This window comes from Burkholderia sp. AU45274 (assembly GCF_030482505.1).
Classification (GTDB): Bacteria; Pseudomonadota; Gammaproteobacteria; order Burkholderiales; family Burkholderiaceae; genus Burkholderia.
This window is the reverse complement of the sequence record NZ_JAUJQE010000012.1, coordinates 163,642-186,137: the sequence shown is the minus strand read 5'-3', so window position 1 is coordinate 186,137 and position 22,496 is coordinate 163,642. Positions and strand designations below refer to the sequence as shown.

Genomic DNA, 22,496 nt, shown 5'->3' with positions numbered 1-22,496 from the left:
GCGCGGTGCGTTTCCTTGCGAAAACGCCGGGCCGCTCCAGTTTTCCTGGCCCGTCCGAGGTGCCGTTAGGGCACCAAAGGGACGGGTTGTCGGTTCGCCATAAAAACGCCAAAGGGGCTTGCCGCCCCCTGGTGTGTGTCGTGATGTCGCGCGCGTCAGATGCGCATCGGCATCACGACATACTTGAACTCGTCGTTCTCGGGCACGGTAATCAGCGCGCTCGAGCTGGCGTCGCCGAGGCTCACCTGCACGGTGTCGACCTTCAGGTTCGCGAGCACGTCGAGCAGATACGTGACGTTGAAGCCGATGTCGACGGTATCGCCCTGGTAGGCGATTTCCAGTTCTTCCTGCGCCTCTTCCTGATCGGCGTTGGTCGACATGATCTTCAGCTGGCCCGGCGCGATGATGCAGCGCACGCCCTTGAACTTGTCCGAGGTCAGGATTGCCGCACGTTGCAGCGAACGCTGCAGCTCTTCACGGCCGATCTCGAACGTGTTCTTGTGCGCCTTCGGGATCACGCGCTGGAAGTCGGGGAACTTGCCCTCGACGAGTTTCGACACGAGCTCGACCTGGCCGAACGTGAACTTGGCCTGGGTTTGCGCGATGTCGATGGTGACGGTGTCGTCGATGTCTTCGAGCAGGCGTTGCAGCTCGAGAATCGTCTTGCGCGGCACGATGACTTCCTGGCGGCCGAACGTGCCGCCTTCGAGCTTCATCGACGAGAACGCGAGGCGGTGGCCGTCGGTGGCCACGGCCATCAGCTGGTCGCCGTCGACGACGAGCAGCATGCCGTTCAGGTAGTAGCGGATGTCCTGCTGCGCCATCGCGAAGTGCACCATGCCGAGCAGCTGGCGGAACGACTTCTGCGGGACGGTCAGCGTGGCGCCGAAATCCTTCGCCTGCGCGACGGTCGGGAACTCGTCGGCCGCCAGCGTCTGGAGTGCGAAACGGCTCTTGCCGGATTGAACGGTGAGGCGCTTGTCGGCGAGCGACAGCGTGACCTGGCCGTCAGGCATCGCGCGCAGGATGTCGAGCAGCTTGCGCGCGGCGACGGTGGTCGCGACCTGGTCGCCGCCGACGCCGAAATCGGCGCGCGTGGTGATCTGCAGCTCCAGGTCGGTCGACAGGAACGAAACGTCCGAGCCGTTCTTGGTGATCAGCAGGTTGGCGAGGATCGGCAACGTATGGCGGCGTTCGACGATGCCGCTGACCGTTTGCAGCGGCCTGAGGAGGGTGTCTCGTTCGGTCTTGACCAGTTGCATAGAGTTCCTTCGTTGAGTAACGGCCTGCAGCGCAGCAGCCTCGCAGCGCCCCGCCGGCCGGGCTCTTGGCCCGCCACCACCGGGGCGGTCAAACCAGTATTGTGCCTCAAAACCGAACCGCCCCCCTTAAATTGGGGCGGAGGCCGAATTATCAAGCGCGCGTCGCGCTCAGCCCTTCAGCGTCTGTTCCAGCACGTGCAGCTCGTGGTTGAGCTGCGCGTCCTTGCTGCGCTCGTCGGCGATCTTGCGCACCGCGTGCAGCACGGTGGTGTGATCGCGCCCGCCGAACAGCTCGCCGATTTCCGGCAGGCTCTTCTGCGTGAGTTCCTTCGCGAGATACATCGCGATCTGCCGCGGCCGCGCGATGTTCGCGGGACGCTTCTTCGAGTACATATCCGCGACCTTGATGTTGTAGAAGTCGGCGACGGTCTTCTGGATGTTCTCGACCGAAATCTGCCGGTTCTGCACGGTCAGCAGGTCCTTCAGCGCTTCCTTGGTCAGCTCGATCGAGATCTCGCGGCCGTGGAACTTCGAATACGCGAGGATCTTGCGCAGCGCGCCTTCGAGCTCGCGCACGTTCGAGCGCAGGTGCTTCGCGACGAAGAACGCGACGTCTTCCGACAGGTTCACGCCTTCCGACTGCGCCTTGCGCATCAAAATCGCGACGCGCATTTCCAGCTCGGGCGGCTCGATCGCGACGGTGAGGCCCGAGTCGAAGCGCGAGATCAGGCGATCGTCGATCCCCGAGATTTCCTTCGGATACGTGTCGCTGGTGATGATCACCTGCGCTTTGTTCGCGACCAGCGCCTCGAACGCGTAGAAGAATTCCTCTTGCGTGCGCGACTTGCCGGAGAAGAACTGAATATCGTCGATCAGCAACAGGTCGAGCGAGTGGTAGTAGCGTTTGAAGTCGTCGAACGCCTTGCGCTGGTACGCCTTCACCACGTCCGACACGTATTGCTCGGCGTGGATGTAGCGGATCCGCGCGCCGGCTTTGTCGAGCAGCAGCTGGTTGCCGATCGCATGGATCAGGTGGGTCTTGCCGAGACCGACGCCGCCGTACAGGAACAGCGGGTTGTACGAGATGCCGGGGTTGTCCGCGACCTGGATCGCGGCGGCGCGCGCGAGCTGGTTCGCCTTGCCGGTCACGAAGTTGTCGAACGTGAGCACGGGGTTCAGCTTCGAACGTTCGTACATCGAATCGGCTTCACCGCCGGCGGCGGGCGCGGCACCGGGGCCCGGGCGCCACGTGCGGCGGCCGGCGGCCGCTTCGTGCGCGGGCAGGCTCGGCAGGTCGATGTCGGCGTCGTCGGCGTTCAGGTGGTGCGCGGCGGCTGCCGACGGCGTCATCGGCACGTCGGCCGGCGCACTGGGCGCAGCGCCGGCATTCGCGGCCAGGTTGGCGGCGATCGCAGCCACCGTCGCGGCGGGGCCGGTCGGGGCCAGCGGCGCGCGCGGGGCGGACGGTGCCGCACCGGCGGCGGCGCTGCGCATGCCTGCCTTCGGATCGAGGACGAACTGGACTTCGATCGGCGCGCTCCAGAATTCGCGGGCCAGATCGGAGATCCGTCCCGAAAACTGGCTCTTGACCCAGTCCAGCTTGAAGCGGTTCGGCGCGGCGATGGACAGCGTGTTCGCCGACGCATCGAAGGCCACCGGGGCCAAGGGTTTGATCCACGTCACGTACTGCTGGGGCGTCAGCTCGCGCTCCAGCAGTGCGGAACAGTGTTGCCAGAAATCGTTCATCAAGTAACTGTCGTTTTTTGCGTGCACAGCGCGGCTCGCCGGCGCCCTTGTCGCGGTAGCGCAACAAGGCCCGAAGCGGTCGTGCGAGCGTGCCTCGGACGCCTGCGTCACAGTCTTGGAGGGGCAGGCGCGAGCCGAAGCGGCGTGCGGGATTCTTGGAGATAAGGCGAGATTCTACCGCCAAACGCGGCCACAGCGTGAGTTATCCACAGGCCGGTTGTGTGGGGCGCGGGGCCGGATCGCTCGGGGCGGGCACAGGCGATCGACTCCTAAAGTATTGACCGTCAACGGAAAAACGGTTTAAATAGCGGGTTCCGCGAAAACCAATCCTGTATTCCCGGCGATTGCGTTCGCCCGAATGCCTCCGGTTAAGGGCACGCGGTCCCCTGAATTTCGACATTCTCGAACAAGTGAGAACATCATGAAACGTACTTACCAACCGTCCGTGACGCGCCGCAAGCGCACCCATGGCTTCCGTGTCCGCATGAAGACGGCAGGTGGCCGCAAGGTCATCAACGCTCGCCGCGCGAAGGGCCGCAAGCGCCTCGCCATCTAAGGCAGGTTGCGCGCTGTGTCCGCCGTCCGCAGTCCTGCGGAAGGTGCCGTCGAGCCGGGTGCGAATCCGTCGCAGACGAAAGCCGCCTTCCCGAAAGCTGCGCGACTTCTGAAAACGGATGAATTTTCATCCGTTTTTCGTTTGCGTCCTTGGCGGCGCTCCGCGCACTTCGTGATTTACGGCAAGCCGACCGGTCAGCCCGCGCGTCTGGGGCTCGTCGTCGGCAAGAAGTATGCGCCGCGTGCGGTGACCCGCAACCTCGTGAAGCGGCTGGCGCGCGATCAGTTTCGCCTGCGCCGGGCCGAATTCGCCGGTTACGACCTGCTGCTGCGGCAGCACACGCGCTTCGACAAGAAAGCGCTGCCGAGCGCGGCTTCCGCCCCGCTCGCGGCGATGTGCGCGGCCGAGATTCGCGAACTGCTCGACAGGGCAGTCCGGGAGATCGCCCGCCGTGCGTCGAAGCCCGCGTCCGAGTGACGCATCCGTGCCCGGTGCGGCGTTCGCGCCTGCCCGGCCGGTTTTGACGCGGCGCCGAACGGCGTCGCCCAAGGTATGGAAACGGTATTGATCGCCTTGCTGCGCTTCTACAAGGTTGCCGTGAGCCCGATGCTCGGCAACCGTTGCCGTTTTTATCCTTCCTGTTCGGATTACGCGCGCGAGGCAATCCAGTATCATGGCGCCGCGCGCGGCACGTATCTCGCCGTCAGGCGCGTGTGCCGATGCCATCCGTTTTCCGCGGGCGGCATCGACCTCGTCCCGCCGCCCAACTCCGACACTCGCGCTCGCGGCGAAGCCGACGCGCGGTCCCATCGACTCTGAGACAACGCATGGATATCAAACGCACCGTCCTATGGGTGATCTTCTTCATGTCAGCTGTCATGCTGTACGACAACTGGCAGCGGGACCATGGACGCCCGTCGATGTTCTTCCCGAGTGCCACGCAGACGGCCCCCGCGGCCGCTGCCGGCGGTGCATCGGGCACGGGCGCGACGACGACGACCGCAGGTGAAGTGCCTGCCGCCGCAGCCGGCGCTGCACCGTCGACGACGGCACCGGCCGCCCAGGCGCAGCTCGTGAAGTTCTCGACCGACGTATATGACGGCGAAATCGACACGCGCGGCGGCACGCTCGCGAAGCTGACGCTGAAGAAGCAGGGCGACGGCAAGCAGCCCGACCTGTACATCACGCTGTTCGACCACACGGCCGGCCACACGTATCTCGCACGCTCGGGCCTGCTCGGCGGCGATTTCCCGAACCACAACGACGTCTACACGCAGCTGAATCCGGGCACGACGTCGCTGACGGGTGACCAGAACGCGCTGAAGCTGTCGTTCGAATCGCCGGTGAAGGGCGGCGTGAAGGTCGTGAAGACCTACACGTTCACGCGCGGCAGCTACGTGATCGGCGTCGACACCAAGATCGACAACGTCGGTACGGCACCGGTCACGCCGACGGTCTATATGGAACTGGTGCGCGACAACACGGCCGTCGAAACGCCGATGTTCTCGCACACGTTCCTTGGGCCGGCGGTCTACACGGATGCGAAGCACTTCCAGAAGATCGACTTCAGCGACCTCGACAAGAACAAGGCGAACTTCGAGAAGTCTGCCGACAACGGCTGGGTCGCGATGGTGCAGCACTACTTCGCGTCGGCCTGGATTCCGCAGCAGGGCGTGAAGCGCGACATCTACGCTGAAAAGATCGATCCGGCGCTGTACCGCGTCGGCGTGAAGCAGCCGGTTGCCGCGATCGCGCCGGGCCAGTCGGCCGACGTGCAGGCCCGCCTGTTCGCCGGTCCGGAAGAAGAGCGCATGCTCGAAGGCATCGCGCCGGGCCTGGAACTCGTGAAGGACTACGGCTGGGTGACGATCATCGCGAAGCCGCTGTTCTGGCTGCTCGAGAAGATCCACGGCTACATCGGCAACTGGGGCTGGTCGATCGTGCTGCTGACGATCCTGATCAAGGCCGTGTTCTTCCCGCTGTCGGCGGCGAGCTACAAGTCGATGGCGCGCATGAAGGAAATCACGCCGCGCATGCAGGCGCTGCGCGAACGCTTCAAGAGCGATCCGCAGAAGATGAACGCCGCGCTGATGGAGCTGTACAAGACCGAGAAGGTCAATCCGTTCGGCGGCTGCCTGCCGGTCGTGATCCAGATCCCGGTGTTCATCTCGCTGTACTGGGTGCTGCTCGCGTCGGTCGAAATGCGCGGCGCGCCGTGGGTGCTGTGGATTCACGACCTGTCGCAGCGCGATCCGTTCTTCATCCTGCCGGTGCTGATGGCCGTCTCGATGTACGTGCAGACGAGCCTGAACCCGACGCCGCCGGATCCGGTCCAGGCAAAGATGATGAAGTTCATGCCGATCGCGTTCTCGGTGATGTTCTTCTTCTTCCCGGCCGGCCTCGTGCTGTACTACGTCGTGAACAACGTGCTGTCGATCGCACAGCAGTACTACATCACGCGCAAGCTCGGCGGGGCCAAGAAGAAACCGGCCTGATGCCCGTGGCACACGCGGGGCGGCGCGTTCGCCCCGCGATGCACGAAAAAAAGCCGCATGGTTCGCCCATGCGGCTTTTTGCTTTTTGCGGGTCCGGTAGCGCGAGTTCAGCCCTTCTTCGCCTCGCCCGAGCCGCCGTAGAACTGCTCGACCAGCTCCTGCACGAGGTAGCGGTGGTGCGGCGACAGCGCTTCGATCTTCGACGCGAGTTCGATCGTCTCGGGCGTCGGCGGATAGCGCTCGTCGCGCGGCAGCGGTTGCGGCGTCGGGTGTTCGATCACGCTCGGCGACGGGCCGTAATGCAGCCAGTGGACTTCGACGCGCAGCCATTCGGCGAGCGTGACGAGTTTGTCCGACGTCGGGATCGTGCGGCCCGTCAGCCACTTGTGCGCGGTTTGCGGCGAAACGGGCTGCGCTCCGCGGTGGCGCAGATTGAATCGGTTCGCCAGCTCCGTCGCACCGGTGACCTTCTCCGGGCTGCGCCGCAGGGCGAATTTCAGGCGTTCCGAGAACGCGGCTTTTTCTTCGGATGTCGGCATGGGGGAGATTGTGCAATTCCACCGCCGCCTCTCAGACAACCATTTGAGCTAAACATATCTCGTTCAGACGAATCCCGGTCTTGATCGAGGTGGGTGTCGGAATTAAGGGCCGCATTGTTAGGCCGCTCCGGCAGGCATACTCGTCCGAAACGGTGGCTACGACATGGCGCCGGGCTGATACTTGGCTTATCCCCGGCGGGATAAATTCGAGCGCGTCCGAATCCTGCGCGGCGGCCGGCGACGGGTGTGCCGGCACGCTACAATGCCGGCGTTCCGATGCCCGAAGTGTTGCGCGGGCGCACCATATTCGCTGATTACCCGATTCATCCCATCTATCCGATTCCCATGCTCGCTACCGATTCCGATCCGATCGTCGCCATTGCCACTGCTGCCGGCCGGGGTGGCATCGGGGTCGTCCGCGTGTCGTTCGGGCGCGGCGGCGAGGCGGCCGCGTTGCCGCTGATCGACGCGTTGTGCGGGCAGAAGCTCGCCCCGCGCCACGCGAGCTACGTGCCGTTCCTCGACGAGCACGGCGCGCCGCTCGACCGCGGGATCGCGCTGTACTTCCCGGCGCCGCATTCGTACACCGGCGAGCACGTGCTCGAGCTGCAGGGGCACGGCGGGCCGATCGTGATGCAGCTGCTGCTGCAGCGCTGCCTGGATGCGGGGCGCGGTTTCGGGCTGCGGCTCGCGGAGCCCGGCGAATTCACGCGGCGTGCGTTCCTGAACGACAAGCTCGACCTCGCGCAGGCCGAGGCCGTTGCCGACCTGATCGAGGCGAGCACCGAAGCCGCCGCGCGTTCGGCCGGGCGTTCGCTCGACGGCGCGTTCTCGCGGCAGATCCATGCGCTCGTCGACGACGTGATCACGCTGCGGATGCTGGTCGAGGCGACGCTCGATTTTCCGGAAGAAGAGATCGATTTCCTGGAGGCGGCCGACGCGCGCGGCAAGCTCGCGAAGATCCGCGCGCAGCTCGCGCACGTGCTGGGTGATGCGCGGCAGGGGGCGCTGCTGCGCGACGGGCTGTCGGTCGTGCTGGCGGGGCAGCCGAACGTCGGCAAGTCGTCGTTGCTGAATGCGCTGGCTGGCGCGGAGCTGGCGATCGTCACGCCGATCGCGGGCACGACGCGCGACAAGGTCGCGCAGACGATCCAGGTCGAAGGGATCCCGCTGCACATCATCGACACGGCCGGGTTGCGCGAGACGGAGGACGAGGTCGAGCGCATCGGCATCGCACGCACGTGGAGCGAGATCGAACGGGCGGATGTCGTGCTGCATCTGCTGGATTCGCGCACCGGGATGACGGCGGATGACGAAGTGATCGCCGCGCGGTTTCCGGGCGGCGTGCCAGTCGTGCGCGTGTTGAACAAGACGGATCTGACCGGTGTGGCGGCGTGCGTCGAGCATCCGGCGGCGGAAGGTGATCTGACCGAGGTGCATCTGTCCGCGAAGCGCGGCGACGGGATCGACATGCTGCGTGCGGAACTGCTGCGGATTGCAGGGTGGCAGGCGGGAGCGGAAGGGGTGTATCTCGCGCGCGAGCGGCATCTGATTGCGCTGCGGGCTGCGCAGGAGCATCTCGCGCAGGCGGCGGATCATGCTGAGCAGCGCGCGCAATCGCTCGATCTGTTTGCCGAGGAACTGCGGCTCGCACAAGAGCAGCTCAATGCGATTACCGGGGAATTCACTTCGGATGATCTGCTGGGGGTGATTTTCAGCAGGTTTTGTATTGGCAAGTAATGCCCGCGCATTTGCAGTTCGACAGCCCTTCGTGGCTCGTCATTCGTTTTTGATTGAATCCCGTCGCGCTGCCGACGCTGGCCGTGCGCACTACGCCGAGGGCTCCCATGTCAATCAATCCGACTGAACGCAACGCCATTCTTCGCGCCGTCTTTGCCGACGACGCGCCGTATCCCGACCTGGCGCCCCGTCACGTCGCGCTGATGAGAAAGTTGCGCGTCGGGTGGCTGCCGGTCGAATCGGGCGCGCCGGCCATCGTTCCCGAGCAGCCGCTGACGGGAGACGGCGCGACAATCGATGTTGCAAAGGCGATCCTCGAAACCGACGATGACGTGCTGGCCATTCGCACGCTGGCAGAACTCGGCCACGTCTTACCCGAATTCGTCACGGCCGTGGGCGAGTTGGCGCCGGGACAATACGCGATCCCCGAGGAATTGCGCGATGCGTTCGATTACCCGGAAAGCGGTGTCGATGCGTCGGGGCGTTTCGATTTTCGCGCCGAGCATCTCGCGATCCTGCAGGGAACCATCTGGAGAACGCTCGACGATTACTCGATCGACGCGGTGTTGGAGATGGATGACTTCTGGCCGCTGTCCTACATCGACGGCAAGCGGCCGTACGGGGAGTGCACGTACATCCAGATCGACATGGCCGAACTACTGGGCGAGCCCTACCAGTTCGACACCGAACGCAATCTGATCGAAGACGCTGAAAAGGACGCGCGCCTCGAGCGTCTCCACTACGAAACGCGAGCAGCGCTACAGATATTTCTGACGCATGCCGAGCTGACCAAGCCGGCCTGATCGCGCGAGAGGGGCCGGCTCGCCCCATCCGGACCTTCGCCCACATCAATCCCAATGACGATGATGGTGGTAATACCCGTCGCCGTAATACCCGCCACCATCCGGCACCACGATACAGCCGCTCAACAGCACGGCGACACCGGCAATCAGCAAAAGGGTCTTCTTCATCGCGTTCATCTGCATGGGTTCAATATGAAACCCAGCATAGCGAGCGCCCGCAACACCGGCTGTAAGCGATCGTTTCCCTGCTTCGCAATCCGTAACGGCGGATTATTCCGGTCACAATGACCGTAACAAATCCCCGAAGAATCCCTGAAACCGCAGACGTTTTCAGGCGGTGACGACCCTGTTTCGCCCCGTATCCTTCGCACGATACAGCGCGGCATCGGCGGCTTCGATCAACGCGTCGGGCGTCGACAGATCGTCGGGCGACACGGTCGCGCAGCCGACACTCACGCTCACGCGTCCGGCGGGTGCGGTCGGCATCGCGAGATCGAGCCGCAGCACCGCTTCGCGCGCTTCCTCGGCGACCAGCCGCGCCCCACGCGCCCCCGTGTTCGGCAGCACGATCGCGAACTCCTCGCCGCCGTAACGCGCGACCATGTCCGCCGGCCGCCGCACCGCGCCAGCCAGCGCATTCGCGACCGCGATCAGGCAAGCATCGCCCTTCACGTGGCCGAACGCGTCGTTGTACGCCTTGAAGCGATCGACGTCGACCATCAGCAGCGACAGCGGTTCGCCTTGCCGTCGCGCCTGCAGGAACAGCGTGTGGAAATGATCGTTGAAGTGCATGCGGTTGAAGGCGCCCGTCAGGCCGTCGCGTGCGGACGAACGGATCAGCGTCGCGTGCGCCTCGAACAGCCGCTGGTACAGCATCGTCACTTCCCACGCGAGCACGCACACGAGCACGCCGGGCGTGAACATGCTGAACACGCGTGCGAGATACCAGCCGACCGTGAAGCGATGGGTGCTCATCAGGTTCAGCGTCGTGTCGGTGAGGCACGCGAGCACCGCGATCGCGAGCCACAGATCGAGCGTCGTGCGCAGCCGGCCGGTGGCCAGCACGGCCACGAGCGCCAGCGCATTGAGCAGCCACACGATCAGCGCGACGGCATTGACGGGCAGCACGGCCGCGTCGCCCGGCGGATGAAACGCGGGCGGCAGCGACACGTTCAGTGCAAACAGGCACAGCAGCCCGGCGACGACAGCCGGCCCGCCGATCAGCGCGACCGTCCACCTGCGTGTCTGCTGCGCGCCGATCGGGGCGCGCGCCAGCCGCTCGCGCGCGAGCAGCGCGACCATCACGAAACCGGGGAAGCCGGCATGCCAGAAGATCCACATCCACGCGGCGCTTTGCGGTTGCGCGCCGAACAGCCCGTGCGGCGCGAACACGCCGGGAAAGGTGAGCAGCTGCAATGCGACGGCGAGTGCGGTGAACGCGTAGGCGCCGCCGAGCGCGCCGAGCACCGGCTGGCGCGTCACGGTGAACTGCGCGCCGAGAAAGAACGCCGCGATGCTCGCGGTGGTGAACACGGTGAGCGCACACATCGGCATGAACGGCTCGACGGCCGGCAGCTCGACGTTCGCGTGCGGCGCGGCGATCCCGAGCGCGAGCACGATGACGAGCGCCGTCAGGGCGCCGAACCAGAGCTGACGGCGTGTCGTGTGCTGGATCAGGATGCCTTCCATGGAATTCCCCGGGCACGTAGGCGGAAACACCCGGTCTTGCGCCGGGCGACAGGCAACCGGCCGCTGCGCGACCGGTGCGGCCTGATCCTATCGCGTTATGGGTGCGCGCTCAAACCCCGAGGCCGGGACCGAAGTTACCGGCGACCCACTGGGTGACGGCGTTGACGTCCGCGTAGTCCTGTTCGGGCAGGCCGTCGAGCATCGACAGCACCTCGTTGCTGGCGCCGGCGTCGCGCGCGGCATCGACGATCGCATCCTTGTTGGCCGGGTAGCGGACGGCCGCCAGCACGTCGGCGATCTGCAGGTCGATCGTTTCGCTGGGAATGTCGTGCGGAGGTTGGGCGGGCAGGTCGTTCACGGCGGCGTCTCGCGGGGTGAGCGGATCAAGTGGGAATCGGATCGAGGCGAAATTCGGGGGCTTAACAGGGCACGTCACGCGTTCACATGCCAGGGCGGCCGGGCCGGCACGCCTCGTGGATGAACGGCAATCGACTCAATGCCCGCGTCGCACGCGGCGCCACGGATGCTTCCAGTCGATGTGCGGTGCGTTTTCGTCGCGCGGATGCTGGCGCCGATGTTCCTGCCAAAGTTCGTCGGAAAACAGCGCCGCGACGATCACGAGCGGCAGCACGAGGAATATTCCGAGTATGACTTGCTCGAACACGATAGCCTCCTTGCGGTGGCAGGAACCCTTGCTCCCATTCTAGGCTCTGAACTTCGCCCGCGTTCAACTTCTTACAGTGCGAAACAGGCCCGGATGCGGCCTTGCCGCACGTGCGCCGGCATCAAAAAGGACATGAACATGCAACTCCAGAACGATACCAACACGCTCGCGCTGCGGCCCCTGGAGCGCCAGGACCTGCGCTTCGTCCACGAGCTGAACAACGACGCCAAGATCATGCGCTACTGGTTCGAGGAGCCGTACGAAACCTTCTCGGAACTGTCACAACTGTACGACCGCCACGTGCACGACCAGCGCGAGCGCCGTTTCGTCGCGGTCGATGCGCAAGACGAACTGGTCGGCCTCGTCGAGCTGATCGAGCTCGACTACATCCATCGACGCGGCGAGTTCCAGATCATCATCGCGCCGCAACGCCAGGGGCGCGGCTATGCGGGCCAGGCGACGCGTCTTGCGATCGAATATGCGTTCAAGGTGCTGAACATGCGCAAGCTGTACCTGATCGTCGATACGTCGAATGCGGCGGCGATTCACGTGTACGAGAAATGCGGATTCCAGCACGAGGCCGAATTGAAGGAAGAATTTTTCGGAAACGGCGCGTATCACAACGCTTATCGCATGTGCATTTTTCAGCGCGATTATTTCGAACGCCAGCAAGCTACCCAGAATAAGGCAGGGTAAACACGCTGGCGAAAGGCGCTTGCGGCGGGCTTTCGCGGGCGCTGAAACCACGCGGCGAAGTACGGATAAATACGGATGCGCTTATACCTGGCATTTTTCTTGTATCAGGTAAATGCGATTCCGCGTTGCGGTAAAGTCGAATCGTTTCGGATGACTTTATGTGCGGCGCATCAAAATGATCCGGATAGCGAAATGGATTATCCAAACCGTTCAATCGCCGCATTGTAACTTTGATGAAAGTCTTGCTGAGTAACGCTTTCCGCCCGGCGGCGCGAGCCTGTGCGTCGGGCAGTGCGCGTCGGCATGTCTGCGCGGGGTGAGAAAAACAGGCTGCGCACGGGGTGCGACAATCCGCCGCTATTGCGGTCGCACAACAAATGTGCTTGCTATCGCTTGCCGGTCTTCTAAAGTGAAAAACGCGGGTTCACGATCACCTTTAAACACATAGCTAACCCAAGCCTGGTGCCCGCAAGCCTGGAGACAGAACATGATGAAACGTACCGGTATCCTTTTTGCCCTCGTCGGCGCATTTTGCGCGGTGTCGATTGCCCAAGCCGGCGGCGATTCGGCCGTCAAGCCGAAGCAGGAAATCCAGTTGACGAAGAACGCATGGGGCTGCCTGTCGAAAGACAATCTGGACTCCGTACTGAGTCACGAACGTGACGGCAAGTCGCAGGCGAAGCAGCAATACTTCGACGATTACCGGTGCCTGTCGGTGCCGGAAGGCCAGCGCTTCCGCGTGGTGTCGGTCGACCAGGGCGACGTGCAGTTCGTCAGCGCCGACAACAGCGACCAGCAGGGTCTCTGGACCGATTCGCGCTTCGTCAAGCAGTAACCGTCCATTCACCGCGCCGTCACACGACGCGCGAGCGCGCCGGCCCGATGAGCCGGCGGCGCGAACCGAACACGGCCCGGCCCACGCCGGGCCGTTGCGCTGTGGGTGGCGCATGACACGCGCCGCACGGCCCGCATTCGGTATCATCACGGCCCGACCGAACCGAATGCCCGCCCGGGCCGACTCCGCATGGCGCTGAAATCCACGATCTACAAAGCCGAACTGCAAATCGCCGACATGGATCGGCATTACTACGCCGATCACGCGCTGACGGTGGCGCGCCATCCGTCCGAAACCGACGAGCGGATGATGGTGCGCATCGTCGCGTTCGCGCTGTTCGCGCACGAGCGGCTCGAATTCTGCAAGGGGCTGTCGGACGTCGACGAGCCCGATCTGTGGCAGAAAGACCTGACCGGCGCGATCGACGTCTGGATCGAAGCCGGCCAGCCCGACGAGCGGCGCATCTCGAAGGCGGCCGGCCGCGCCGGGCAGGTCACGGTGATCGCATACGGCGGCAAGACGTCGGATATCTGGTGGCAGGGCGTGCGCAGCAAGGTCGAGCGGCTGCGCAACGTGCAGGTGCTGTCGCTGAACGACGGTGTCGCGGCCGCGCTCGGGAAACTCGCGGAGCGCACGATGCGCCTGCAATGCACGGTGCAGGACGGCGCCGCGTGGATCTCGAGCGCCGACCACGATCCGGTGGCGGTCGAGTGGACGGTGCTGAAGGCGCGCGCGGACGCGTGACGGCCCGCGTGCCGGCCGCGTTCAGCCGATCGCGGCCGGCGGCGGCCCCTTGAATTCGAGCATGTTGCCTTCGGGGTCGAACAGATAGATCGACGGCCCGTAGCCGCCGGCGCCGTAGCGTTCCGCGGGCGCGCCCGGCCGCGCGCCATGCGCGGCGAAATGGGCGGTCAACGCGTCGGGATCGAACGGCTCGACGCGCAGGCACAGGTGATCGAGATTGCGTCCCGTGCCGGGCGGGCCGCTGTCGGGACGGTCGATCGGGCCGCCGACCGTCAGCAGGTCGATCAGCGCGTCGCCGGCGCGCAGTTGCACGAGGCCCAGATCGGGCTGTTCCTTCTCCACATGGCAGCCGACGGCGTCGCAGTAAAAGCGCGTCATCGCGGCCATGTCGGTCACGCGCAGCACGATGTGGTCGATCGCGCGGATGGTCGGTTTCATGGGCAAGGCTCTCCTTCGCAGTCCACGAGCATCGAGTGTAGACGCATCGCGCCTGCGCCGCCGGCCGGAACGCGGCACAATCGACGGACGAAAAAAAGCCCGTTCACGCAGAGCGGAACGGGCTTAATCCATATCAGGAGGAGACATGGAGGAGACAGTTCCAACTATACACACGGCGATGGTGCGACGCAATATTCCGAATGCAAAAAAACGTCAGGACGGCGATTTGTCGCATCCGCACTGCAGCAAAATGGTGACGGGACAATGACGAAAACCGCGCCGGAACAGCCGGCGCGCGCGTTTTGTCGGATTTATTTTCAGTTGATGCGACCCGATTATCCGGGGCGAATCACAGAGCAAGATTCAGGGCGCGACGGCACGTGCCGATGTCTAGAGTAGGCACCATCTACACTAGAGAGTGCGAGGTTCAGATGAAAATCGCCTATCCGACCGATGATGCCCGCTGGGGCGCCGTCACCGAGCGCGATCCGCATGCGGACGGCGCGTTCTTCTACGCCGTGAGCACGACCGGCGTGTTCTGCCGCCCGACCTGCGCGTCGCGGCTGCCGCGTCGCGAAAATGTGTCCTTCTTCGCCGATACGGCCGCTGCGCGTGCGGCCGGCTTCCGGCCCTGCAAGCGTTGCCAGCCGGAGGGGCTGCCGCGCGAGCTCGAGATCGTCAACCGCGCGTGCGCGGTGCTCGACGCGCATGCCGAACGGCTCACGCTGCAGCAGCTGAGCGATGCCGTGCACGTGAGCCCGTTTCACCTTCAGCGGCTCTTCAAGCGCGTGGTCGGCGTGTCGCCGCGGCAGTACCAGGCCGCGCAACGCGGCGCCGCGCTGCGGCAGGCGCTGCAAAGCGGGCAGCCGGTCACGCAGGCGGCCGTCGACGCGGGCTTCAACTCCCCGTCGCGGCTTTATGCGTCGGTGCCGCGCGAGCTCGGGATGGCGCCGTCGGCGTTTCGCCGGCAGGGCGCGGGGTTGCGGATCGACTATGCGACCGCATCGACGTCACTCGGCACCGTGCTCGTCGCCGCGACCGAGCAGGGCATCTGCCGGATCGCGTTCGGTGACGAGCCGGCCGCGCTCGTCGGCGAGTTGAAGGATGCGTTCGCGCGTGCCGAGCTGGTCGAAGCGTCGGCACGGCTCGCGCCGTTCGTCACGCAGATCCGCGCGTATCTGGATGGCACACGGCACGCGTTCGACCTGCCGCTCGACATCGCGCCGACCGCATTCCAGCAGCGCGTGTGGGAGGCGCTGACGCATATTCCGTACGGCGAAACGCGCAGCTACTCGGAGATCGCCGAGGCGCTCGGTGCGCCGCGCGCGGTGCGCGCTGTTGCATCCGCGTGCGCATCGAACCCGGTCGCGCTCGCGATCCCGTGCCACCGCGTCGTACAGAAGGGCGGCGCGCTTTCCGGGTATCGTTGGGGCGTGCGCCGCAAGGCGACGCTGCTCGCATCCGAAGCGCGTCATGTGCACGACGATCAAACCGAATCCGTTGCGGAGGGCAGCGCAGTTTGAGCATCGCAAAAACAACCATCACCTCCATCGTGAACGGCGGCCATGTGCCGCCGTCCGCGCAAATGGAGCTGCGCTTCAATGCGCCTTACGACTGGGCGCGCGTGCTGCGCTTCTTCAGCGGGCGCGCGATTCCGGGTGTCGAGCAGGTGGCGGACGGTGTGTATCGCCGCATCGTCGACCTGCACGGCGATGCCGGCCGGCTCACGGTCGCGAAACATCCGCGCAAGCACTGCCTGGTCGCGACGGTCGAAGGCGCGGTCGCGCGCCATGTCGATGATGCGTTCGCCATGCGCGTCGCGACGATGTTCGACCTCGGCGCCGATCCGGCCGCCATCGGCAGCGGGCTCGCGCGCGATCCGTGGTTTGCACCGCTCGTCGAGGCCGCGCCGGGGCTGCGTGTGCCGGGCGCATGGTCGGGGTTCGAGCTGGCCGTGCGCGCGATCGTCGGCCAGCAGGTGAGCGTGAAGGCCGCGACGACGATCGTCGGCCGGCTCGTCGAACGGGCCGGCGAACGAGTGGTTCAGGAGGACGACGGCATGCCCGCATGGCGTTTCCCGACGCCCGATGCGCTGGCCGCGTGCGATCTCGACAAGATCGGGATGCCCGGCAAGCGGGTGGCGGCACTGACGGGCGTGGCGCGCGCGGTGGCGGCCGGCGACGTGCCGGTCGATCGCGAGCACGCCGATCTCGCGACGCTGCGCAGTGCGTGGCTCGATCTGCCCGGCATCGGCCCGTGGACCGTCGAATACATCGCGATGCGCGCATGGCGCGATCCGGACGCGTGGCCGGCCTCCGATCTCGTGCTGATGCAGTCGATCGCCGCACGCGATCCGGCGCTCGACCGGCTCGCGACCCAGAAGCACCGCACCGAAGGCTGGCGGCCGTGGCGCGCGTACGCGGCGCTGCATTTGTGGAATGAGGTGGCCGACCGGGCGGGCGGCGCGCGCGGCGGGTGATCGCTGTGGCCCGCGGCCGGGTGCGACCTGGCGAGGCCGCGATGCAACCCGTTGCGCAGGTCATGCCGACCTGCGTAGGCTAACCACCGGACACCGGACACCGGACACCGGACACCGGACACCGGACACCGGACACCGCACCGGCCGTCACGGCAATTCAGCGCATCCGTCGTCGGCCGGATGCCGTACGCGCGATGCCCACTCACCCCGCTTTCCGCGATCGGTTCAGCGGCAGGGTTGCACCTGCCGCCACCCGTTCGCGCATCACGTTCCGTCCGACGAATTCGCATAACCGGCGTGCCCGTTGCCGCCGCATGGAACCGGTCGCAGATGCGGCGACCGCCGTGACCGGCCCGCCCGGCGGCCCGCTCCAGCCCGCACACCGTGCCCCGCGCCACCTCAAGCGCGTGTTTCGGCGAGATGTTAAAGTGCCCGCTACCAACGAAGCGACCAACAATCCAGCCGGCCGCGCGCGGCGTTCTGCGCGCGGCCGTCACGCACTTGCGTCTCCATGTCGAACACCATGACTCACCGCCAGTCCGAACTGCTGCTGAATCGCCTCGACGCGCTGAGCTCGGGCCCGACGCGGCAGCATCTGCCCGACGGCCTGCGCGGCATCGAAAAGGAAAGCCTGCGCGTGACGCGCGACGGGATGATCGCGTTCACGCCGCATCCGCGCGCGCTCGGTTCGGCGCTCACGCATCCGGCGCTGACGACCGACTATTCCGAAGCGCTGATCGAGCTGATCACGCCCGCGGAAGGCGACGCCGCGATCACGCTCGAGCGTCTCGACGATCTGCATCGCTACGTCTATGCGTCGCTCGGCGACGAGATGCTGTGGAACGACTCGATGCCCGGCCTGCTGCCGGCCGATGACCAGATCCCGATCGCTAACTACGGCACGTCGAACATCGGCCGCCTGAAGACGGTGTACCGGCGCGGTCTCGCGTATCGCTACGGCCGCACGATGCAGTGCATCGCCGGCATCCACTACAACTACTCGCTGCACGAGGAAGTGTGGCGGCGCCTGCACGCGGAAGAGGGCTCGACGGCCACGCTCGTCGATTACCAGTCGGAGCGCTATCTCGCGCAGATCCGCAACTTCCGCCGCCGCAGCTGGCTGTTGATGTACCTGTTCGGCGCGTCGCCCGCGCTCGACACGAAGTTCCTGCGCGGCAAGCCGCACAAGCTCGACACGTTCGATGCCGATACGCTGTACCTGCCGTATGCAACGAGCCTGCGGATGAGCGATCTCGGCTACTCGAACACGACTGCCCAGGCCGCGCTGCACGTCGACTACAACACGCTGCCCGGCTATCTGGACGCGCTGTCGAAGGCCGTGAGCGAGCCGTATCCGGCGTATGAGGCGATCGGCACGCATCGCGACGGCGAGTGGATCCAGATCAACACGAACGTGCTGCAGATCGAGAACGAGTTCTACTCGACGATCCGGCCGAAGCGCGTCACGTATTCGGGCGAGCGGCCGCTGCATGCGCTCGCGTCGCGCGGCGTGCAGTACATCGAGGTGCGCTGTCTCGACATCGATCCGTTCGAGCCGACCGGCATCGCACTGGAAACCGCGCGCTTCATCGATGCGTTCCTGCTCGCGTGCGCGCTCGACGAGAGCCCGGCGCTCGACTGCCCCGCGTACAAGGAAGCGAACGCGAACTTCGGCAGCGTGACGATGGAAGGGCGCAAGCCGGGGCTCACGCTGCAGCGCGACGGCCAACCGGTCACGCTGCAGGCATGGGCGGACGACCTGATGGCCGATATCGAAACCGTCGGCCGTCGTCTCGACGAGATCCGCGGCGGCGACGAGCATGTGCGCGCAATCGCCGCGCAACGCGAGAAGCTCGCCGATCCGGAGCGCACGCCGTCCGCGCGCGTGCTGCGCACGATGCGTGAACGCGGCCAGTCGTTCCTCGGGTTCGCGCTGGCGCAGAGCGAAGCGCATGCCGCGCATTTCCGTGCGCGTCCGCCGTCGGCGGAGACGCTGCGCACCGAGCAGGCGCTCGCCGCGAAATCGCTGGCCGAGCAGGCCGAGCTCGAAGCGAAGGAGGCCGGATCGTTCGACGCGTTCGTCGCCGCCTATCGCGCTTATACGCTGAACCGCTTCAGCGTGTGATGTCTGCGCACGTGCATCGCGTCGGTCGGCGCGGTGCGCGATGCGTCTCTCCGTCGCTGGTCACGGCGCACCGTTGTGCGCGCGGTCCGGTTGAATCTGCCGTCAGTGATGCGCGTAGGTGCCGCGGTCGATCGCGTGCGGCAGCGCCGGTTTGCCCGATTCCACGTTTGCCCCGCCTTCGCTGCCGTAGCCGGGGTCCTCGCCGCGTGCCTGTGCGGCACGGCGCATGATCGCCTGCATGTGGTCGGGAAAGTCGGGACTGCTCGCGAGGCTCGTCCGGTAGCCGGCGGCCTGCAGCTCCACGAGTTCCTGGCGGACCTGGGCACGCGTCAGCGTCGACGCGGCCTGCGCGTGAGCGGCGAAGGCCGCGCCGATCAGCACCCAGGCGCATGCCGTCCGTTTCATCGTCTTCATCGTGTTCACTCCGTGAGGTTCCGGCGCCGTGCCTGCCGTGGCCGGCGCGGGCGGAATCGATGCGACCAGTCTAGGCTTCGGACGCCAAACGAAACATCCCGCGCGTCGTCAGGCACCTTTGCCGCATGTGCAACATTGCGCGGGGGAGCCGCTCGCGGCGGGCTTTCTGTCGAATACGACAGCGGGTTGCCCGCTGCCGGTCAGCATGCGGCGGCTGGCCCATATCGGGTCGGCACGGATCGGGCTTGTCCTCCTTGTACAAGCGCCGCGCGCCTCCTAACCTCTTTTAAGCGACTGATCGGTTGGCCGTGCAACGTCGTTGCGTGCGCAAGCGCCTGATTGTTGTCGTGACCGCAGGACATCGCCTTGTACCGAACCCGGGGCATCCCGTTGCGAGCTCGGGTCGACTCTGGAGACACGATGAACCCCACCGACGCCCTACCGCCCGGCATCGTCTTCGCACAGCCGTTGACGCCGGTCGCCCACTCGCTGCTGCTGTCCTTCCTCGTCGCCGCGATCCCGATCGCGGTCGCGCTGATCGCGCTCGGCGTGCTGCGCCGCCCCGCTTGGCAGGCGTCGCTCGCCGGGCTCGTCGCGGGCCTCGCGGTCGCGATCGGCGCATGGGGCATGCCGGCGGGGCTCGCGTTTAACGCGGTCGGCGCGGGCATGGCGCTCGCGGTCGTGCCGGTGATGTGGATCGTCTTCAACGCGCTGCTGCTGTATAACATCGCGGTGAAGTCGGGCCGCTTCGACCAGTTCCGGCAGTGGATGCTCGACAACCTGCCCGACGACCGCCGCCTCGTGCTGCTCGTCGTCGCGTTCTCGTTCGGCTGCCTGCTCGAAGGGATCTCGGGGTTCGGCACGCCGGTCGCGATCACGAGCGCCCTCTTGATCGCGCTCGGCTTCCCCGCGCTCGAAGCGCTCACCTACACGCTGCTGTTCAACACGGCGCCGGTTGCGTTCGGCGCACTCGGCGTGCCGATCACCGTGCTCGGCGCGGTCACGTCGCTGCCGCCCGCGACCCTCGCGCAGATGGTCGGCCGCCAGCTGCCGTTCTTCGCGCTGCTGCTGCCGTTCTACGTGGTCGGCGCGTACGGCGGGCTGCGCTCGATCTCGAAGCTGTGGCCTGCGCTGCTCGTGTCGGGCGGCAGCTTCGCGATCGCGCAGTTCGTCACGTCGAACTTCCTCGGCTACCAGCTCACCGACGTGCTGTCGTCGCTCACGTCGCTGATCGTCACGATCGGTTTCCTGCAGCTGTGGAAGCCGCAGCCCGATCCGCAATACGCGCTCGCGCGCAGCGTGCCGGCAACGGCCGGCGCCGCGCGCGCGGGCTTCGGCGGCTGGTTGCCGTGGCTCGTCGTGTCGGTGGTCGTGATCGTATGGGTGCACGCGAACATCGCGGCAATCGGCGACGTGAAGATCAAGTGGCCGGGCCTGCACAACGCGGTGTTCGTGTCGCTGTATCACAAGCCGTATGCGGCGATCTGGGACTTCCAGCCGCTCGGCACGGGCACCGCGATCCTGCTCTCGGCGATCATCACGGCCGCGCTGACACGCACCGGCGTGGGCGATTTCTTCGATTGCGTGGTCAAGACCTGGCGGCAAACGTGGATCGCGATCGTCACGGTGATGATGATCGTCGGGCTCGCGTACCTGCTGAACTACTCGGGGATCAGCTACACGCTCGGCACCGGCGTCGCGTCGACCGGTGCGCTGTTCCCGCTGGTGTCCGCGTCGCTCGGCTGGATTGCGGTGTTCCTGTCCGGCAGCGACACGTCGGGCAATGCGCTGTTCGGCAACCTGCAGGTCGTCGCCGCGCGGCAGCTCGGCCTCGATCCGGTGCTGATGGCCGCGACCAACTCGTCGGGCGGCGTGATGGGCAAGATGATCTCGCCGCAGAACATCGCAACGGGGGTATCGACGACGGACCTGAAAGGACAGGAAGGTGTCGTGTTCGCGCGCACCTTCTGGCACAGCGTGATTCTCACGCTGTTGCTCGGTGTGCTGGTGTTCCTGCAGCAGCACGTGCTGACGTGGATGATTCCGGCACTGCCGAAGTGAGGTGAGCGCGACGACAGAAGGAAGGCACGAGGAAAAGCGAGGGAAGGCGCGGGAAAAGCGCCAGTCACGTGCGGAACCGGCGAACGCGCGGCAGTTCAGCGTGCGTTCGCCCGCCGCGCCGTTCGTCCTGCTTCATCCGTCCCGGCAGTGCCGCTGCCGGCCGGCAGGATGCAGGCGAGGAACGCGTCGATCGCGGGGCTCTGGCGGCGCGCCTTCAGGTAGTACACGTATTCGTCGATCGTCGTGTCGACGCCGCGCAGCGCGATCACGCGCAAATCCGGATGCCGTTCGGCCTCGCCGAGCGGAAACAGGCTGCCGCCCACGCCGTGCAGGATCGCTTCGCGAATTGCTTCACGGCTGCCGATCTCGGCCACCGAGACGGCTGCGACACCGGCCGCCTCGAGAATCGTCTCCGTGCAGCGGCGCGTGACCGAGCCTTCCTCGCGAATCAGCAGCCGCACGTCGGCGAGTTGCGCCGGCTCGATCGCGTCGAAGCGCGCGAGCGGATGGTTGCGATGCACGACGAGCACGAGCGGGTCGGTCGAGATCACCTTGCGTTCGAGGCCGTCGGCATCGTTGCGCTGCGACGAGACGGCGAGATCGATGCGGAATTCCTGCAGCGCCTGCAGGATCTCCTCGGAGTTGCCGATCCGGCACGTGAGCGCGATCGACGGGTGCGCGCTCGAGAAGCGGCCGACCGCGTCCATGATGTAGTACGGCCCCGTCGCGCCGATCCGCAGGTGGCCTTCGAACAGGCCGCCGACGTTGCGCAGCATGATGTCGGCCTGCGCCTCGAGCGCGATCATCTTCTCGACGAGCGGCAGCAGCTCGATGCCCGTCTCGGTGACTTCGAGCTTGCGGCCGCTGCGGTAGAACAGCTCGACGCCGTACACCTGCTCGACCTGCCGGATCTGCGCGGCGATCGTCGGCTGGCTCACGCCCAGGTGGCGCGCGGCGCGCGTGATGCTGCCCTGCCGGACGGTCGCGTGGAACGCCTTCAGCTGATCGAACACGACTCGGCTTCTCCCCTCTGTATCGCGCGTCAGCGTAGCGCACGCGTATGTCGGCCGGATGAAAGGCGCGTCGTGCGCCGCTTCGAAAAAATTCCTGTGGGTAACCCAAAGAAACCTGCGGTAACCGGTCACGGGCGGGACACGCCGATGCGGGGTAATAACGGCGACGCAAACCGCCGGCCCCGCTCGACTGGCGC

22 protein-coding genes are annotated in these 22,496 nt (G+C 65.9%); 13 read left to right on the top strand and 9 right to left on the bottom strand.

Features of this window, described 5'->3' with window-relative positions:
• Positions 1 to 155: 155 nt before the first annotated feature.
• Positions 156 to 1,262 carry a DNA polymerase III subunit beta gene (dnaN, locus tag QZM35_RS32085; RefSeq protein WP_039364632.1) on the bottom strand — a complete coding sequence of 369 codons (1,107 nt, stop codon included), beginning with the start codon at positions 1,260 to 1,262 and terminating at the stop codon, positions 156 to 158.
• Between the two features lie 168 nt (positions 1,263 to 1,430).
• Positions 1,431 to 3,008, bottom strand: a complete 1,578-nt coding sequence (gene dnaA, locus QZM35_RS32080; protein WP_301777470.1) for a chromosomal replication initiator protein DnaA — start codon at positions 3,006 to 3,008, stop codon at positions 1,431 to 1,433.
• Between the two features lie 421 nt (positions 3,009 to 3,429).
• Here dnaA and rpmH point away from each other — a divergent pair, with 421 nt between their 5' ends.
• The 4 genes from rpmH (at position 3,430) to yidC (ending at position 6,059) form a co-directional block, all read left to right on the top strand.
• Positions 3,430 to 3,564, top strand: coding sequence for a 50S ribosomal protein L34 (gene rpmH / locus QZM35_RS32075; RefSeq protein ID WP_004198824.1), 135 nt, complete (start codon positions 3,430 to 3,432; stop codon positions 3,562 to 3,564).
• Positions 3,565 to 3,579: 15 nt separating this feature from the next.
• Positions 3,580 to 4,041 carry a ribonuclease P protein component gene (rnpA, locus tag QZM35_RS32070; RefSeq protein ID WP_039364627.1) on the top strand — a complete coding sequence of 154 codons (462 nt, stop codon included), beginning with the start codon at positions 3,580 to 3,582 and terminating at the stop codon, positions 4,039 to 4,041.
• Positions 4,042 to 4,116: 75 nt separating this feature from the next.
• The gene (gene yidD, locus QZM35_RS32065) at positions 4,117 to 4,383 is read left to right on the top strand and encodes a membrane protein insertion efficiency factor YidD (RefSeq protein WP_006750110.1); all 267 of its coding nucleotides are present in this window, start codon (positions 4,117 to 4,119) and stop codon (positions 4,381 to 4,383) included.
• A gap of 8 nt (positions 4,384 to 4,391) precedes the next feature.
• Positions 4,392 to 6,059 carry a membrane protein insertase YidC gene (gene yidC, locus QZM35_RS32060; RefSeq protein ID WP_089426623.1) on the top strand — a complete coding sequence of 556 codons (1,668 nt, stop codon included), beginning with the start codon at positions 4,392 to 4,394 and terminating at the stop codon, positions 6,057 to 6,059.
• 107 nt (positions 6,060 to 6,166) lie between these two features.
• Here the strand turns inward: yidC and QZM35_RS32055 are convergent, their stop codons facing one another.
• A complete protein-coding gene (locus tag QZM35_RS32055; RefSeq protein WP_301777469.1) occupies positions 6,167 to 6,598 on the bottom strand; it encodes a helix-turn-helix domain-containing protein in 432 nt (143 codons plus the stop codon).
• Positions 6,599 to 6,943: 345 nt separating this feature from the next.
• Here QZM35_RS32055 and mnmE point away from each other — a divergent pair, with 345 nt between their 5' ends.
• Both mnmE and QZM35_RS32045 read left to right on the top strand, forming a co-directional pair.
• Positions 6,944 to 8,338, top strand: a complete 1,395-nt coding sequence (mnmE, locus tag QZM35_RS32050; protein WP_301777468.1) for a tRNA uridine-5-carboxymethylaminomethyl(34) synthesis GTPase MnmE — start codon at positions 6,944 to 6,946, stop codon at positions 8,336 to 8,338.
• Positions 8,339 to 8,445: 107 nt separating this feature from the next.
• Positions 8,446 to 9,141 (top strand): hypothetical protein, encoded by a 696-nt coding sequence (locus tag QZM35_RS32045; RefSeq protein WP_089426679.1) that lies wholly within the window; start codon positions 8,446 to 8,448, stop codon positions 9,139 to 9,141.
• 45 nt (positions 9,142 to 9,186) lie between these two features.
• On the opposite strand, the gene QZM35_RS32040 is transcribed toward QZM35_RS32045, so the two are convergent.
• The 3 genes from QZM35_RS32040 to QZM35_RS32030 all read right to left on the bottom strand — a co-directional run bounded on the left by QZM35_RS32040 (position 9,187) and on the right by QZM35_RS32030 (position 11,188).
• Positions 9,187 to 9,309, bottom strand: coding sequence for a hypothetical protein (locus QZM35_RS32040; protein WP_256976788.1), 123 nt, complete (start codon positions 9,307 to 9,309; stop codon positions 9,187 to 9,189).
• A gap of 162 nt (positions 9,310 to 9,471) precedes the next feature.
• The gene (locus QZM35_RS32035; RefSeq protein ID WP_089426621.1) at positions 9,472 to 10,830 is read right to left on the bottom strand and encodes a diguanylate cyclase; all 1,359 of its coding nucleotides are present in this window, start codon (positions 10,828 to 10,830) and stop codon (positions 9,472 to 9,474) included.
• A gap of 109 nt (positions 10,831 to 10,939) precedes the next feature.
• Positions 10,940 to 11,188, bottom strand: coding sequence for a DUF2795 domain-containing protein (locus QZM35_RS32030; RefSeq protein ID WP_089426620.1), 249 nt, complete (start codon positions 11,186 to 11,188; stop codon positions 10,940 to 10,942).
• Positions 11,189 to 11,632: 444 nt separating this feature from the next.
• Here QZM35_RS32030 and speG point away from each other — a divergent pair, with 444 nt between their 5' ends.
• The 3 genes from speG (at position 11,633) to QZM35_RS32015 (ending at position 13,769) form a co-directional block, all read left to right on the top strand.
• Positions 11,633 to 12,190, top strand: a complete 558-nt coding sequence (gene speG, locus QZM35_RS32025; protein ID WP_089426678.1) for a spermidine N1-acetyltransferase — start codon at positions 11,633 to 11,635, stop codon at positions 12,188 to 12,190.
• Between the two features lie 487 nt (positions 12,191 to 12,677).
• Positions 12,678 to 13,025 (top strand): surface attachment protein Sap1, encoded by a 348-nt coding sequence (gene sap1 / locus QZM35_RS32020; RefSeq protein WP_011353606.1) that lies wholly within the window; start codon positions 12,678 to 12,680, stop codon positions 13,023 to 13,025.
• A 189-nt stretch (positions 13,026 to 13,214) separates the two neighbouring features.
• On the top strand, positions 13,215 to 13,769 hold the full coding sequence (locus QZM35_RS32015) for a YaeQ family protein (RefSeq protein WP_089473768.1): 555 nt from the start codon (positions 13,215 to 13,217) through the stop codon (positions 13,767 to 13,769).
• Positions 13,770 to 13,790: 21 nt separating this feature from the next.
• On the opposite strand, the gene QZM35_RS32010 is transcribed toward QZM35_RS32015, so the two are convergent.
• Entirely contained in the window at positions 13,791 to 14,207 is a 417-nt protein-coding gene (locus QZM35_RS32010; protein WP_301777467.1) for a VOC family protein, read from the bottom strand.
• 431 nt (positions 14,208 to 14,638) lie between these two features.
• Between QZM35_RS32010 and ada the strand changes: the two genes are divergently transcribed.
• From ada to gshA, 3 genes are all read left to right on the top strand, one after another.
• On the top strand, positions 14,639 to 15,730 hold the full coding sequence (gene ada, locus QZM35_RS32005; RefSeq protein ID WP_301777466.1) for a bifunctional DNA-binding transcriptional regulator/O6-methylguanine-DNA methyltransferase Ada: 1,092 nt from the start codon (positions 14,639 to 14,641) through the stop codon (positions 15,728 to 15,730).
• The gene (locus QZM35_RS32000; RefSeq protein ID WP_089441298.1) at positions 15,727 to 16,686 is read left to right on the top strand and encodes a DNA-3-methyladenine glycosylase; all 960 of its coding nucleotides are present in this window, start codon (positions 15,727 to 15,729) and stop codon (positions 16,684 to 16,686) included. Before ada ends, QZM35_RS32000 begins: the two co-directional genes overlap by 4 nt.
• 511 nt (positions 16,687 to 17,197) lie before the next feature.
• Entirely contained in the window at positions 17,198 to 18,811 is a 1,614-nt protein-coding gene (gene gshA, locus QZM35_RS31995; protein WP_174975889.1) for a glutamate--cysteine ligase, read from the top strand.
• A 102-nt stretch (positions 18,812 to 18,913) separates the two neighbouring features.
• Here gshA and QZM35_RS31990 read toward each other — a convergent pair whose 3' ends face one another.
• Positions 18,914 to 19,225 carry a DUF4148 domain-containing protein gene (locus tag QZM35_RS31990; RefSeq protein WP_301777465.1) on the bottom strand — a complete coding sequence of 104 codons (312 nt, stop codon included), beginning with the start codon at positions 19,223 to 19,225 and terminating at the stop codon, positions 18,914 to 18,916.
• A gap of 420 nt (positions 19,226 to 19,645) precedes the next feature.
• On the opposite strand from QZM35_RS31990, the gene QZM35_RS31985 reads away from it, so the two are divergent.
• Entirely contained in the window at positions 19,646 to 21,286 is a 1,641-nt protein-coding gene (locus QZM35_RS31985) for an L-lactate permease (protein WP_089431860.1), read from the top strand.
• A 95-nt stretch (positions 21,287 to 21,381) separates the two neighbouring features.
• On the opposite strand, the gene QZM35_RS31980 is transcribed toward QZM35_RS31985, so the two are convergent.
• Positions 21,382 to 22,299, bottom strand: a complete 918-nt coding sequence (locus QZM35_RS31980) for a LysR family transcriptional regulator (protein WP_089426614.1) — start codon at positions 22,297 to 22,299, stop codon at positions 21,382 to 21,384.
• Between the last annotated feature and the right edge of the window lie 197 nt (positions 22,300 to 22,496).

Bases quoted from the DNA above. Each gene is read 5' to 3' on its own strand.
- ada (WP_301777466.1), top strand. From the start codon at position 14,639: ATGAAAATCGCCTATCCGACCGATGATGCCCGCTGGGGCGCCGTCACC.
- yidC (WP_089426623.1), top strand. From the start codon at position 4,392: ATGGATATCAAACGCACCGTCCTATGGGTGATCTTCTTCATGTCAGCT.
- mnmE (WP_301777468.1), top strand. From the start codon at position 6,944: ATGCTCGCTACCGATTCCGATCCGATCGTCGCCATTGCCACTGCTGCC.
- QZM35_RS32010 (WP_301777467.1), bottom strand. From the start codon at position 14,207: ATGAAACCGACCATCCGCGCGATCGACCACATCGTGCTGCGCGTGACC.
- QZM35_RS32045 (WP_089426679.1), top strand. From the start codon at position 8,446: ATGTCAATCAATCCGACTGAACGCAACGCCATTCTTCGCGCCGTCTTT.
- QZM35_RS32040 (WP_256976788.1), bottom strand. From the start codon at position 9,309: ATGAAGAAGACCCTTTTGCTGATTGCCGGTGTCGCCGTGCTGTTGAGC.
- dnaN (WP_039364632.1), bottom strand. From the start codon at position 1,262: ATGCAACTGGTCAAGACCGAACGAGACACCCTCCTCAGGCCGCTGCAA.
- QZM35_RS32055 (WP_301777469.1), bottom strand. From the start codon at position 6,598: ATGCCGACATCCGAAGAAAAAGCCGCGTTCTCGGAACGCCTGAAATTC.
- QZM35_RS32035 (WP_089426621.1), bottom strand. From the start codon at position 10,830: ATGGAAGGCATCCTGATCCAGCACACGACACGCCGTCAGCTCTGGTTC.
- speG (WP_089426678.1), top strand. From the start codon at position 11,633: ATGCAACTCCAGAACGATACCAACACGCTCGCGCTGCGGCCCCTGGAG.
- rpmH (WP_004198824.1), top strand. From the start codon at position 3,430: ATGAAACGTACTTACCAACCGTCCGTGACGCGCCGCAAGCGCACCCAT.
- yidD (WP_006750110.1), top strand. From the start codon at position 4,117: ATGGAAACGGTATTGATCGCCTTGCTGCGCTTCTACAAGGTTGCCGTG.
- sap1 (WP_011353606.1), top strand. From the start codon at position 12,678: ATGATGAAACGTACCGGTATCCTTTTTGCCCTCGTCGGCGCATTTTGC.
- QZM35_RS31990 (WP_301777465.1), bottom strand. From the start codon at position 19,225: ATGAAGACGATGAAACGGACGGCATGCGCCTGGGTGCTGATCGGCGCG.
- gshA (WP_174975889.1), top strand. From the start codon at position 17,198: ATGTCGAACACCATGACTCACCGCCAGTCCGAACTGCTGCTGAATCGC.
- QZM35_RS32015 (WP_089473768.1), top strand. From the start codon at position 13,215: ATGGCGCTGAAATCCACGATCTACAAAGCCGAACTGCAAATCGCCGAC.
- QZM35_RS31985 (WP_089431860.1), top strand. From the start codon at position 19,646: ATGAACCCCACCGACGCCCTACCGCCCGGCATCGTCTTCGCACAGCCG.
- dnaA (WP_301777470.1), bottom strand. From the start codon at position 3,008: ATGAACGATTTCTGGCAACACTGTTCCGCACTGCTGGAGCGCGAGCTG.